This window comes from Hyphomonas atlantica corrig. (genome assembly GCF_000682715.1).
GTDB lineage: Bacteria > Pseudomonadota > Alphaproteobacteria > Caulobacterales > Hyphomonadaceae > Hyphomonas > Hyphomonas atlantica.
On the sequence record NZ_AWFH01000023.1, the window covers coordinates 18,026 to 31,494 of the forward strand.

The window sequence follows — 13,469 nt, forward strand, 5'->3', positions numbered from 1 at the left end:
TACCTTATCCCTTCATTGCTTCTGCAAAGGCTTCCAGATCCTCTGGGGTGCCGAGCGTGAAACCATTCAGCGCCTTTTCAATGCGGCGCTGCATGACCGTCAGAACCTTGCCATTGCCTGCTTCGCCGGTTGCTTCAACTCCCTGAGCCACCATGAATTGCACACTTTCGGTCCAGCGCACACGTCCTGTGACCTGCGATATCAGGTTTTTACGAATAATTTCAGGGTCGTTCACTGCACTGGCAGACACATTTGCTACAAGCTCAGTCGCAGGGCTGGAAATCGCAACATCTGCAAGGGCTTCCGCCATTGCATCAGCGGCGGGTTGCATCAGCGAGCAATGGAACGGTGCTGAAACGTTCAGCAGCATCGCTTTTTTGACGCCATTGTCTTTCGCATGAGCGCAGGCCGCCTCCACCGCGTCCTTCCTGCCAGAAATGACCAACTGTCCGGGTGCATTGTCATTGGCGATGTCACACGCCCCCCCGGTTTCGCGTCCGGCTGCGCAAGCTGCTTCAGCCTGCTCGATGTCAACCCCGAGCAGCGCTGCCATTGCGCCTTCGCCCGGTTGAACTGCCGCCTGCATCGCGTTGCCACGAATGCGCAACAGTTTAGCCGTGTCAGACAAGCCAATCGAACCTGCCGCAGCCAACGCGGAATATTCACCGAGCGAGTGACCGGCAACATAGGCCGCATCTTTCGCCGACAGACCAAATTCACTCTCCAGCGCACGCGCCGCTGCAATACTATGGGCCATCAAGGCAGGTTGCGTATTCGCTGTCAGCGTCAACTCTTCAATATCTCCTGCCCACATCAGCTTTGACAGGTCCTGGCCAAGGGCTTCGTCTACCTCGGTAAACACGTCCCGCGCGGACTGAAACGCATCCGCCAGTGCCTTACCCATTCCGATTTCCTGGCTCCCTTGCCCAGGAAAGATCAGCGCAAACTTTTTCATGTCAGTATTCTCCAGATTGCGCCCGTGGTTAAAGGTGACCGCGAATGTAAGCAAGCGCTTGAAAAACAGGCGCAAATGCGCTTTACACCCGCCTTCACTCGCAGGCATGCGGCCCTTGGTAAACTGGAATGAGCCAGATGAAGGGGGGCCATCGCCAGGCAGTTTCCCGCTGTCCGGCGCCGCATGGCTCTACTATGGGACTGAAAATATGGCATTTTATGAGCATGTCGTGATCACACGGCCTGACATTTCGCCTGCTCAAGTCGAGACATTCGTCGAAGAACTGAGCGGCTTCCTCAAGGAAAAAGGCGCAAAAGTTGGCAAGACCGAGTACTGGGGTCTGCGCAACCTTGCCTATCCGATCAAGAAACAACGCAAGGGCCACTACTCCCTTCTGAACATCGACGGCCCTGCCGACGCGGTTCACGAGCTGGAGCGCCGCCTGCGCATCTCTGACGACGTCATGCGTTACATGACCATTCGCGTCGAAGAACTGAGCGAAGAGCCATCCCCGGTTCTTTCTCGCAAAGACCGCCGTCGCGACTAGGGAAGGACACTCGAAATGGCTCAGAAACTGAACATCACGAATATCCCTGCCCGCCGCCCGTTCGGTCGTCGCCGCAAGGTCGACCCGTTCACCGGTCAGAACGCGCAGGTCATCGACTACAAGGACGTGAAACTGCTGCAGCGCTACATCTCTGAAAAAGGGAAAATCGTGCCTAGCCGCATCACGGCCGTAAACCTCAAGAACCAGCGCAAGCTTGCTCAGGCGATTAAACGCGCCCGCATGCTGGCCCTGCTTCCGTTCGAAGTGAAGTAAGGAGACACCGACATGCAAGTGATCCTACTTGAACGTATCGAACGCCTCGGCACGATCGGCGACGAAGTCAACGTAAAGAACGGCTTCGCCCGTAACTTCCTGATCCCGCAAGGCAAGGCCCTGCTGGCCAATGATCGTAATCGCGCCCGCTTCGAAGCGGAACGTGAAGCCATTGAGACCCGCAACGCTGAAGCTCGCGCGAAAGCCGAGTCCGAAGGCAGCACGCTCGATGGCATGATCTTCACCCTGATCCGTCAGGCTGGCGACACGGGACAGCTCTACGGTTCGGTTACCGCACGCGACGTGGCCGATGCTGCTGAAGCTGCCGGCCACAAGATCCCGCGTTCTGGCGTTCGCCTGAACCGTCCGATCAAGGCTATCGGCATCTATGACGTTGCGATCCGCCTGCACGCGGAAGTGACCATCACAGTTCAGGCAAACGTTGCCCGCTCGACCGAAGAGGCTGAGCGTCAGGCTGCTGGCGAAGACATTGTTGCTTCCCTGCAGGCCGCCAACATGGAACTCGCTCAAGAGCAGGCAGGCGAACTCGCTGAAGCTGCTGCAGAGCGCGCAGAAGCTGGCGGCGAAGACGAAGAATAATCTTCAGCTTTCGCACAAAATTGAAGGCCGCAGCTTTTCACAGCTGCGGCCTTTTTTGTGGACGACGTGTGAATTGCGCAGTCAGCAGCGCAACAAGTCCGTGAATTCACCTCCCGGCTGAGGTAAAAGACTCGGATGCCACTTGATGACGCCCCCGCCGCCTCGATCACTCCACCACACAATTTGTCGGCTGAGGCAGCTGTGCTGGGCGCGATTCTGTTTGACAACAACGCGTATCAACGTGTTGCCGATATCCTCCGGCCGTCTGACTTCTATGCGCCTGCCCATCAGGAACTGTTCGACGTTTCAGCCACAATGATCCAGCAGGGCCGGATCGCTGACGGCGTCACTCTTCGAGAGCATTTCGAAAAGGCCGAAAAGCTCACAGAGATTGGTGGGGCCCTTTATCTCGAGCAATTGCTGGATTCCGCCGCATTCGGCCCTGAAGTTGGCGACTATGCGCGCATGATTCGCGACCTTGCGATGCGACGTACACTGGTCGGCATCGGCAGCGAACTCCAAGGCCGCGCGCTGAACCCGACGCCTGAAGAAAGCGGTGAGCGACAAATCGAACTCGCCGAACGTCAATTGTTCGATCTGGCAGAGCGTGGATCTTCGGGACGAGGCTTTAGTTCGTTTTCCGAAGCACTGACCGAGTCGCTGAAAAACGCCGAAGCCGCTTTCAAGCGCGAAGGAAAGATCGCGGGTATTCCAACCGTATTGCGCGATCTCGACGAAAAGCTTGGTGGATTGCATCGCTCAGACCTGATCATTCTGGCTGGTCGTCCGTCGATGGGAAAAACATCGCTGGCGACAAACATCGCCTACAACGCGGCGGCAGCCTATCGCGCTGAGGTGCAGGACGATGGCTCCAAGAAAACTGTCGACGGCGCTATTGTCGGGTTCTTCTCGCTGGAGATGTCGAACGAACAATTGGCGACACGGATCATCGCCGAACGCACCGGCATCACGACGCACCGCATTCGCCAAGGTGACTTGGACAAGAGCGACTTTGAGCGACTTCGCGAGGCAACGGAAGAACTGCAGAATTTGCCGCTTTACATCGACGACACGGGCGGCATCTCAATCAGCCAGTTGGCTGCGCGCGCGCGTCGCCTGCAACGGTCTGTCGGCCTGGACATGATTGTGATCGACTATTTGCAGCTGATCACCGTCACGAGCGGAAACTCAAACGCAAACCGCGTGCAGGAAATTACCCAGATCACAACATCCTTGAAGGCCCTCGCCAAGGATTTGAACGTTCCAATCATTGCGCTGTCACAGCTGTCTCGCGCCGTTGAGCAACGGGATGACAAACGTCCACAACTCTCAGACCTTCGGGAATCAGGCTCGATCGAGCAAGACGCCGACGTGGTTCTGTTCGTCTATCGGGAAGAGTATTATCTCTCCCGTACTGAGCCAGGCGCAGACCCGAATGATCCGGCGTCCAACGAAAAATGGAGCCAATGGCGCCAGCGGATGGACCAGGTTTACGGCAAAGCTGAAGTCATTATCGGCAAGCAGCGCCACGGCCCCATCGGCCGGGTCGAACTCGCCTTCGACTCGAATGTCACACGCTTTGGCGATCTGTCTCACGATCAGCAGGGATATGGCGCAGACTTCGAATAGTCTCAGAGCTCGGCGAGCCAACTCAGCAAACGTTCACTGACCTCCACTGGCCGCTCTTGCTGCGTCCAGTGTCCGCATCCATCGAGCAACTCCGCCCCTCTGAGATCGGCGAGGGCTTTCTTCATCGCGGCGATCATGTCTCCGGGAAACATCTTCAAGACAAGATCCTCAGTTCCGCCGATGTACAAGGAGGGCTGGGCGATGATCGGAGAAGAGGGATGAGCCGACAGATATGCATGGTCTCGGTGCCAATTGCGATATCGGTTAAGAGGCCCCCGGAATCCTGACTTGCGGAACTGGGCATCATAGTAGGCCACGTCTTCCTCCGATAACCACGGAAGCGGCATGTCCGGCTCCGGAAGGCGGTGAAGCAACGTGTCGCCGTGCTTCTTGTCGATGGGCCACGTCCCTGCTGGCGCGTCGCCCGAAATCGCATAATAGAATTTACGGATCGTCTCCGCCGGGTCCGCTTCGAGTTCGGCCTCAGGTGGCCCTTCGTCTTGGAAGTATATCTGATAAAAAAACAGTCCACGATCCGTGAACAAGGCACGTGCTGCGTCTATGAATACCACGTCGCCTGGCGGAATGTAGGGCACAGACAGACCCGCAACTGCCCTGAACTTTCCGGCGTGGAGGCGTGCGGTATTCCACGCGATCGGCGCGCCCCAATCGTGCCCTACCACAACAGCGGGATCATTCGGGGACAAAGCATCCACAAGACCTGCAATGTCGCCAGTCAGGCTCTCCATGTCGTAGGCTTCTACGGCATGGGGGCGGTCGGACTCTCCATAACCCCGAACATCGGGCGCTGCCACACGGTAGCCCGCTATCGACAGCGCCTCGATCTGGTGACGCCAAGAATACCAGCTTTCAGGAAAGCCGTGAACGAGAATGACGAGCGGCCCATCACCAGCGAGCGCAACGCGGAGCCGGACACCGTTGGTGTCTATCAGTCTCAGTTCTGGTGTCATCGCGACTCAATCCTTGTCGCCGATCCATTTGAATTCGGGCTCATTCCACCAAGGATAAAAATTCGGCATACCGTCGGACACCTTCACAGGATAGACCGGCTTTCGCTTCTCCAAGAAGCTCATCACACCCTCCTTTGCGTCTTCCGTCTTCCCTCGAGAGTAGATGGCAGCGGAGTCAACGATGTGAGCCTCCATCGGATGGCTGGCGCCGAGCATGCGCCACATCATCTGGCGTGTGAGAGACGTTGAGACAGCCGCAGTATTGTCGGCAATCTCACGTGCCATTGCGCGTGCGACATCCATCAATTCTGTCTGCGGATGAACTGAACGAACCAATCCGCCCTCCATCGCTTCCTGAGCGGGAAAGACGCGTCCAGAATAGCACCATTCAAGGGCCTGCGAAATTCCCACAAGACGCGGTAAGAACCAGCTGGACGCAGCCTCCGGGTTAATGCCCCGACGATTGAATACGAAGCCGAACCGGGCATTGTCGGCCGCGATCCGAATGTCCATCGGCAATTGCATCGTAACCCCGATGCCCACAGCCGCGCCATTGATGGCACCAATCACCGGTTTCAGGCTGTCGAAGATACGCAACGTCACACGCCCGCCGCCATCACGCTGGATGTCTACATCTTCGGTGCGGCCGGCCTCTCCATCTGCAGCCCGCTTGTCGTAATCAAATGTCTTGGCTCCTTCGGAAAGGTCCGCGCCAGCACAAAACGCTCGGTCTCCCGAACCCGTCACGATCACGGCGCGAACACTGTCATCCGCATCGGTGATGTCGAACGCCTCGATCAATTCGTACATCATTTTGCCCGTGAAAGCGTTCATCTTGTCGGGCCGGTTCAGGGTGAGCGTCGCGATTCCATCCTCGATGTCTAGAATGATCTGCTCAAATTGCTTCGGCTGCGCCATGGCTGGACTCCCTTTGCTGTTTTTCCGCGCCAAGCTGCCCGCGCCTCAGCATTCGTCAAGACTTACCCGGCGGCACACAGGGTTGCGCTTGACGGGACGCAAGGCTCAGCCGGATAGTCTCATCCATTCAGTTAAAGGGATTCCGAGATGAAACTCTCCAATTTGCTGGCCGGCACAGCCTGCGCGATTATAGTCCAGACAGCCTCGGCTGAGCAGATTTACCTGACCGCAGAGTATTTCGTGGATCCAGTTGCTGCCGAAACAATCGAGAATCCTGCTTTTCTGATTGAGGACGGCAAGGTCGTCGAACGAGGAAGCGCGAACGAATTGCGCAAACCCCGTGGCGCTGAGATAATCGATCTTGGCAATGCAACCCTGGTACCAGGGTTCATCGACATGCATACGCATCTGACATCGGATCCGGAGGACCCTGCCTACTATTCGCTGAGCTTTTCCGACGAACGTGATGCGATCACAGGCGTCAAGAATGCACGCAAAACCTTGTTGGCGGGCTTCACGACAGTCAGAAATGTTGGCGCCTCAAGCTATAGCGATGTTGCATTACGGGATGCGATCAATGAAGGCGACGTGCCGGGGCCACGAATGTTTGTGTCAGGGCCGCCCGTCGGCATTCTTGGCGGACATTGCTCAGACAACAATCTGCTGCCGTCAGAATACAATCTGGTCGGAGAGAACGTCGCGACCGGCCCTTGGGAGATGCGAGAAAAGGTTCGCCGAAATATCAAATACGGGGTGGATCTTATCAAGACGTGTTCCACCGGTGGCGTGTTTTCCAAAGGCACAAGTCTGGGCGCTGCCCAGGGCACCCTCGAGGAACTCGCCGCCGTCGCCGATGAAGCTCATGCACGTGGTTTAAAGGTCGCTTCCCATGCGCACGGCACGATTGGGATCAAAAACGCCATTCTGGCAGGTATCGATACTATCGAGCATGCCAGCATCCTCGACGAGAAAACGATTAAGCTCGCGAAGGACAACGGCACCTTCTTGTCCATGGATATCTACAATACAGAATACACGCTATCTGAGGGGGAAAAGAATGGCGTGCTTGAAGAATCCTTGGCCAAGGAACGCGCGATCTCGAAGATCCAGCGTGATAGCTTCACGGCGGCAGTGAAATCCGGGGTCAAGGTCGTATTCGGCTCTGACTCAGGCATTTATCCTCATGGCGACAATGGGCGACAATTCTCACGCATGGTGATGCTTGGCATGACGCCCATGCAAGCCTTGCAGGCAGGCACAAACCTGGCAGCGGAAGCGCTCGGACAGGAGGGAAAACTGGGCTGTGGTGATGTCGGGTGTTTTGCGAACTTTGTCGCCGTGAAAGCGGACCCGATGGAAGACATCTCCCTATTCGAGTCAGTCGACTTCGTCATGAAAGACGGAAAAGTCTACAAGCGCGACGGCAAACCAATTGCCGATGCATACTGACGCAGGCCCTTTCGCAACGCGACCAAGCCTGATTAGAAGAAGACGATCGCGGTTCGCAACGCTCGGCGTAAACCTAATATTTTACTCAACGGTCTGCTGATCGATGGAATTCAATCCCCTGCCCGCCGTCACCACCTTTGCGGCCCCTGTTTTTGTCGCTTCAGTCGCCTTGGAGTGGTGGGCGGTCAAATCAGGTCGCGCTCAGGGGCGATACGATACCAAAGATGCTGTGGCTTCGCTCGCTATGGGCCTCGGCAATGTCATCATCAATACGCTGACCGGTTCTGTCGCGATCTGGATGATGCTCGTGGCTTGGCCATTTCGTATCCTGACCTTGCCTTTCACGCTCTGGTCCGCCTTGGCAGGGTTCGTGCTCTACGACTTCATCTATTATTGGAAGCATCGCTTCGCGCACCGGGCGCGCTGGTGGTGGATGGAACATGTCACCCATCATTCCTCGACCAACTACAATTTGACGACGGCCCTGAGGCAGCCTTGGTTTGGCCCGTTCACTGGATTGATATGGATCGGTCTGCCAATGGTCGTCATAGGCTTCCACCCTTACGTCATTTTCTTTGTGGGCGGTCTGAACCTGCTTTACCAGTTCTGGATTCATACTGAGGCCATCGACAAAATGCCTCGGTGGTTCGAGGCGGTGTTCAACACACCGAGCCATCATAGAGTGCATCACGCCACCAATCCCCGCTATCTCGACACCAACTTTGCCGGCGTCTTCATTATCTGGGACAAGGCGTTTGGTACTTTCGTACCCGAGCTGGAAGATGAGAAGCCAATTTACGGAATCGTGAAGCCGCTCAACGATCACAACCCAATTGTCATCGCGTTCCATGAGTTTTTCGGTCTTTTGAAAGATTGCGCGTCTGATGGATGGCGGCCGCACCATTGGATCGGCCGACTGATCAATGCGCCTGGCTGGTCACCTGATGGCAACCACAATCGCTCAACCGAGCTTAAATTCGCATATCTGGAAGACAATCCAGACAAACGAGACTCGCCTGGCTTCCCGAAATAGCCCTAGCTGACGCGACGTTGCCGGTAGACGAACGTCCACGTCTGACTAGAAACTTCTCCTGAAAGTCGAACGCGCTCGACAGTAGCCGCGCCGATTCTGGAGGAAACCATGCATCCCTGTCACCACGCCAAAACCCATCCGGACAAGCCCGCCTATATCATGGCTCCATCTGGGAAAACCGTCACGTTCAAGGAATTGGACGAGCGGTCAAATCAGATCGCTCACGCGTTTCGCAATGCTGGCCTGAAGCCCGGCGACACGATCGCCTTGTTCGCAGAGAACTCAGCTCGCTACTTCGAAATCTGCTGGGCGGCGCAGCGCTCAGGCCTTTACTTCGTCTGCGTATCGTCCCGGCTCACCGCACCCGAGGTTCAGTATATTATTGAAGATTCCGGTAGCACTCTCTTGATCGCCAGCGCGGGCAAAGCCGACATTGCAGAACAGGTGAAGGAACTGACATCGTTAGGTCACTACTGGTGCATCGACGGAAATATCGACGGCTTTGATGGCCTGGAAGCACATCAGACGGCTTTTTCCACAACACCTATAGCCGACGAAATGGCCGGCACAGATATGCTGTATTCTTCCGGCACCACTGGCCGCCCAAAAGGCATTCGGCCGCCACTGGAACCAAACACCCCGATAGATGCAGACAATGTTCTCCTTCAGATCACCCGCGCACTTGCCGGGGCCGGGCCGGACAATGTCTATCTGTCGCCAGCACCGCTGTACCATGCTGCGCCGCTACGTTGGTGCATGACATTCACTCGCCTCGGCGCAACGCTGGTGGTGATGGAGAAATTTGATCCAGAAGCCTTCCTCGACTGCGTTCAGACTTACAAGGCCACGCACACGCAAATGGTGCCAACCATGTTCGTGAAACTGCTCAAACTGCCGGAAGATGTTCGCAATTCATATGATGTAAGCAGCCTGAAATTCGTCATCCACGCTGCCGCGCCTTGTCCGATCCCGGTCAAAGAGCAAATGATAGAGTGGTGGGGCCCTATCATCGACGAATACTATGCCGGGTCCGAAGGGAACGGCATGACATGGGCCAAGAGCGCGGAATGGCTGGAGCACAAAGGCACTGTTGGCCGCGCCATATTCGGCGAACTTCACATCTGCGATGAAAACGGCGACGAAGTGCCCGTTGGCGAAGAAGGCCAAGTATATTTCGGCGGCACAGCCCCGCCAAACTATCACAACGACCCGGAGAAGAACGCTTCCGCGCTCAATCCAAAGCATCCGGACTGGTCCTCTTTGGGAGACGTCGGAAAAGTCGACGACGATGGCTTCTTGTATCTGACGGACCGAAAGGCGTTCATGATCATCTCAGGGGGGGTGAATATCTATCCGCAGGAAGCAGAGAACGTCCTCATCACACATCCTAAAGTCGCCGATGTCGCCGTCATCGGTGTGCCGGATGAAGAGTTTGGCGAAGCTGTTAAGGCCATTGTGCAGCCAATGCCGGGAATTGCACCATCAGACGAGTTGGCCTCCGAACTACTGGAGTTCTGTCGCAGCGAGCTGTCCAAGATCAAATGTCCAAAATCTGTCGATTTCGATCTTGAGCTGCCACGCCACCCAACCGGAAAGCTCTACAAGCGGCTGATCCGCGATCGTTACTGGGGCAAGAAAGAAAGCCGGATCGTTTAAGGTTCGTGTGTGTGATTGGCGCCTTGCCCTTCCGTAAATCTTGCGGAATGGGCGATCCCGGTCCACAACATCTTCAAACCAATAGGAGGATTATATGGCGGACCCACGCACCATTGCTTACGATGATCTCGAATCGCTTGCCGGCCAGGAAGTTGGCGTGTCCGATTGGCATGTGATTGATCAGGATCGCGTCAACATGTTTGCTGAGGCGACCGGAGACCATCAGTGGATCCACGTCGACGTGGAGCGCGCCACCAAAGAGCTCGGTAGCCCGATCGCGCATGGCTTCCTGACATTGTCACTGCTGCCCATGCTGGGCTCTGAGGTGCTCCGCGTTTCCGGCACAACACGTGGCATCAATTATGGCTCTGACAAAGTTCGTTTCACGAACATGGTCCCCGTTGGCTCCAAGGTTCGTCTGCGTCAGAAATGCCTGTCTGTGGAACCGAAGGCGGGTGGCAAGCAAATGAAGATGGAAGCGACCGTGGAGATCGAAGGACAGGACCGTCCGGCACTCGTCGCTGAGTCTATCACAGTGCTGTACGGCTAGACCCGGCCCCAGAGATAAATACCAGGAAAAGACCGCCAGTTTGGCGGTCTTTTTTTGTTTGCCATTTGTCGCCATTGCAGAGTTGGCAATGGCGTGATCAGGCCGAACGCCTATATCATGGTCAGACGCGAATACGGAGCCTGTCATGACCAAGACCAGAATTGAGCGGTCCGACCGCGAATGGCGCGAAATGCTTACAGAAGAAGAATACCGAGTTGGTATTCGTGAAGGCACAGAACGCGCTTTTACGCCCGGCAATCATAATGATGAGAAGCGAGACGGCCTCTTTCATTGCAAGGGATGCGATACACCGCTTTGGTCGTCTGAACACAAATTCGACTCCGGCACGGGTTGGCCGAGTTTCTGGCAACCTGCCAGCGAGGGCGTCGTCGCAACCAAGACAGATTTCAAGATGATCTTGCCCCGCACCGAATGCCACTGCGCGATCTGTGGAATGCACCAAGGTCATGTCTTCAAGGATGGCCCGCCTCCAACAGGTGAGCGCTGGTGTATCAACGGCGTGGTGCTGGAATTCAGACCAGCCGAATAGCGCTGGACAATATCTGGCGCACCTGATCCTATTCGGGCAAATCATACCCCCGGAGATTCAATTATGCGCCTTTCCCTTCTAATGATTAGCGCTGCCGCAGTAGCGCTCAGCACCGGATGCACAATGACCGAAACTTCTTCCCAGAAAGCGCAAACCGCAGCACCAATACCTGAAAACTCGCCGGTGACCTCACAGCCTGCACCTCCAGTCGCGGCCCGTGTCGACCATGAGATCACACAAGTCGGTCGAACGCGAAATGATCCCTACAACTGGATGAAGGATGAGAATTGGCAAGAGGTGATGCGCGACCCTTCCGTGCTTCGCCAAGATATTCGAGACTATCTCGAAGCAGAAAACGCTTTCACCAAAGCGGCACTTGAAGACCCGACAACCGCATTGCGCGAAGAGTTGTTCAAGGAAATGAGAGGGCGCATCAAGGAGGATGACAGCTCTGTCCCCGAAATCGATGGTCCTTACGCCTACTATACCCGTTTCCGCGAAGGCGGCGAATATGCAATTATCGCGCGCAAGCCCGCAGACAAGGCATTTGACGACAGCGCAGAAGAAACGATCCTGCTCGATGGAGATGCACTGGCCGAGGGCAAGGAATACTTTTCATTTGGCGGTATAGACACCTCACCTGACCACACTCTGATTGCCTACGCGACAGATACTCAAGGAAGCGAATTCTACTCGATCCGCCTCAAGAACATCGAGTCAGGAGACGACCTTGGCGTCCATATAGACAACGCCTACGGTCCATTCGAGTGGTCGTCTGATGGAAAGCGCATTTTCTGGATCCATCGTGATGAGAATGCCCGGCCCGACTCCGTATGGCAGCGTGATCTCGAAACCGGCGAAGACACCCTGGTTTACCGCGAAGAAGATCCCGGAGTATTCCTGAGCATCAACAAGAGCACGAGTGAGGAAGTTATCTTCATCAGCGCTTCAAGCCATACGACGTCTGAAGTCTACTGGTTCCCAGTAGAAGAAGCCGATCCAGCCCCTCGTCTCATCGCCGCGCGCGAAACCGACAATGAGTACAATGTCGCCCACTGGGACGACCAATTCTACATTCTCACCAATCTGGATGGCGCTGTTGATTTCAAGCTGATGCGTGCACCCATGGAGTCGACGAGCAGGGATGATTGGGAGGAAGTTATTCCCCATCGGCCCGGAACGCTGCTTCTGGGCATGCAGCCACAGAAGGACTATTTAACCATTATTGAGCGCGAAAACGGTCTGCCTCGCATCGTCATTCATGCGCGCAAGGACGGCTCCAGTCATGAAATCAGTTTTGAAGAGGCAGCGTACTCACTCGGTCTGGATAGCGGCTATGATTTCGAAACGCCTGTTCTGAGATTCGAGTATTCGTCTCCAACTACTCCGGAACAGGTTTTCGATTATAATCTAGACACGCATGAACGAATTCTGCGGAAGACGCGGGAAGTGCCATCCGGCCACTCCCCGGATGAGTATATTGCAGAGCGCCTGATGGCACCGTCATGGGATGGCGTGGAAGTACCAATCACTCTGTTGCGACACAAGACAACTCCGGTGGATGGTTCTGCACCGATGCTTCTCTACGGATACGGCTCCTACGGAATCACCTACCCGGCAGACTTCCGCACAAGCCGCCTCAGCCTGGTCGATCGCGGAGTTGTCTACGCCATCGTTCACCCGCGAGGCAGCAAGGCGAAGGGTTACCAGTGGTATCTGGATGGAAAGCTTGAAAAGAAGCCGAACACATTCAAGGATTTCATTGCAGCCGGACACTATCTCGTTGAGCAGAATTACACGAGCAAGGGCAACATCGTCGCTTATGGCGGATCGGCAGGCGGCTTGTTGATGGGCGCCGTAGCAAACATGGATCCGGAACTGTTCGGCGGAATCATTGCGGCAGTGCCATTCGTGGACGTGGTAAACACCATGTCTGATGAGAGCCTGCCGCTAACCCCTCCGGAATGGCCGGAATGGGGCAATCCGCTTACATCTGCGGAAGACTACGATACGATCATGGCCTACAGCCCTTATGACAATGTCGCTGATCTGGCCTATCCGCCGATGTTGATCACGGGTGGGCTGTCCGATCCTCGCGTTACCTATTGGGAGCCGACGAAATGGGCGGCGCGACTGCGTCACGATGCTCCGAATGGCGGCCCTTACTTTCTGCGTATTGAAATGGAAGGCGGTCATGGCGGCGCTTCCGGGCGTTTTGAAGGCCTGAAAGATGTCGCACTGGACTACGCGTTTGCGCTCGCCGCGATGGGCAAGGTTGAGAGCGTAAAACTGCAGGACGAATAATCGCAATTCCGAACCGTCCGGTCCTTCTTCAGGA

13 protein-coding genes are annotated in these 13,469 nt (G+C 55.8%); 10 read left to right on the forward strand and 3 right to left on the reverse strand.

The window, feature by feature from the left end:
• Positions 1-4: 4 nt before the first annotated feature.
• On the reverse strand, positions 5-955 hold the full coding sequence (gene fabD / locus HY36_RS10055; protein WP_035552520.1) for an ACP S-malonyltransferase: 951 nt from the start codon (positions 953-955) through the stop codon (positions 5-7).
• Positions 956-1,163: 208 nt separating this feature from the next.
• Here fabD and rpsF point away from each other — a divergent pair, with 208 nt between their 5' ends.
• From rpsF to HY36_RS10075, 4 genes are all read left to right on the forward strand, one after another.
• Positions 1,164-1,502 carry a 30S ribosomal protein S6 gene (rpsF, locus tag HY36_RS10060; RefSeq protein ID WP_035552524.1) on the forward strand — a complete coding sequence of 113 codons (339 nt, stop codon included), beginning with the start codon at positions 1,164-1,166 and terminating at the stop codon, positions 1,500-1,502.
• A gap of 15 nt (positions 1,503-1,517) precedes the next feature.
• A complete protein-coding gene (gene rpsR, locus HY36_RS10065; protein WP_027839724.1) occupies positions 1,518-1,775 on the forward strand; it encodes a 30S ribosomal protein S18 in 258 nt (85 codons plus the stop codon).
• A 12-nt stretch (positions 1,776-1,787) separates the two neighbouring features.
• On the forward strand, positions 1,788-2,375 hold the full coding sequence (gene rplI / locus HY36_RS10070) for a 50S ribosomal protein L9 (RefSeq protein WP_035552087.1): 588 nt from the start codon (positions 1,788-1,790) through the stop codon (positions 2,373-2,375).
• 135 nt (positions 2,376-2,510) lie between these two features.
• Positions 2,511-4,004 (forward strand): replicative DNA helicase, encoded by a 1,494-nt coding sequence (locus HY36_RS10075; RefSeq protein ID WP_035552090.1) that lies wholly within the window; start codon positions 2,511-2,513, stop codon positions 4,002-4,004.
• A 2-nt stretch (positions 4,005-4,006) separates the two neighbouring features.
• On the opposite strand, the gene HY36_RS10080 is transcribed toward HY36_RS10075, so the two are convergent.
• The gene (locus HY36_RS10080) at positions 4,007-4,975 is read right to left on the reverse strand and encodes an alpha/beta fold hydrolase (protein ID WP_035552093.1); all 969 of its coding nucleotides are present in this window, start codon (positions 4,973-4,975) and stop codon (positions 4,007-4,009) included.
• 6 nt (positions 4,976-4,981) lie between these two features.
• Positions 4,982-5,893 carry a crotonase/enoyl-CoA hydratase family protein gene (locus tag HY36_RS10085; RefSeq protein WP_035552095.1) on the reverse strand — a complete coding sequence of 304 codons (912 nt, stop codon included), beginning with the start codon at positions 5,891-5,893 and terminating at the stop codon, positions 4,982-4,984.
• Between the two features lie 147 nt (positions 5,894-6,040).
• Between HY36_RS10085 and HY36_RS10090 the strand changes: the two genes are divergently transcribed.
• The 6 genes from HY36_RS10090 (at position 6,041) to HY36_RS10115 (ending at position 13,435) form a co-directional block, all read left to right on the forward strand.
• Complete coding sequence (locus HY36_RS10090; RefSeq protein WP_035552097.1) at positions 6,041-7,342, forward strand: metal-dependent hydrolase family protein; 1,302 nt, start codon at positions 6,041-6,043, stop codon at positions 7,340-7,342.
• Between the two features lie 103 nt (positions 7,343-7,445).
• On the forward strand, positions 7,446-8,375 hold the full coding sequence (locus HY36_RS10095; protein ID WP_035552101.1) for a sterol desaturase family protein: 930 nt from the start codon (positions 7,446-7,448) through the stop codon (positions 8,373-8,375).
• Between the two features lie 108 nt (positions 8,376-8,483).
• A complete protein-coding gene (locus tag HY36_RS10100; RefSeq protein WP_035552104.1) occupies positions 8,484-10,031 on the forward strand; it encodes an acyl-CoA synthetase in 1,548 nt (515 codons plus the stop codon).
• Between the two features lie 94 nt (positions 10,032-10,125).
• On the forward strand, positions 10,126-10,581 hold the full coding sequence (locus tag HY36_RS10105; protein ID WP_035552106.1) for a MaoC family dehydratase: 456 nt from the start codon (positions 10,126-10,128) through the stop codon (positions 10,579-10,581).
• Between the two features lie 145 nt (positions 10,582-10,726).
• Entirely contained in the window at positions 10,727-11,131 is a 405-nt protein-coding gene (msrB, locus tag HY36_RS10110) for a peptide-methionine (R)-S-oxide reductase MsrB (RefSeq protein ID WP_035552109.1), read from the forward strand.
• A 123-nt stretch (positions 11,132-11,254) separates the two neighbouring features.
• Positions 11,255-13,435 carry a S9 family peptidase gene (locus tag HY36_RS10115; RefSeq protein ID WP_241764187.1) on the forward strand — a complete coding sequence of 727 codons (2,181 nt, stop codon included), beginning with the start codon at positions 11,255-11,257 and terminating at the stop codon, positions 13,433-13,435.
• Positions 13,436-13,469 lie beyond the last annotated feature (34 nt).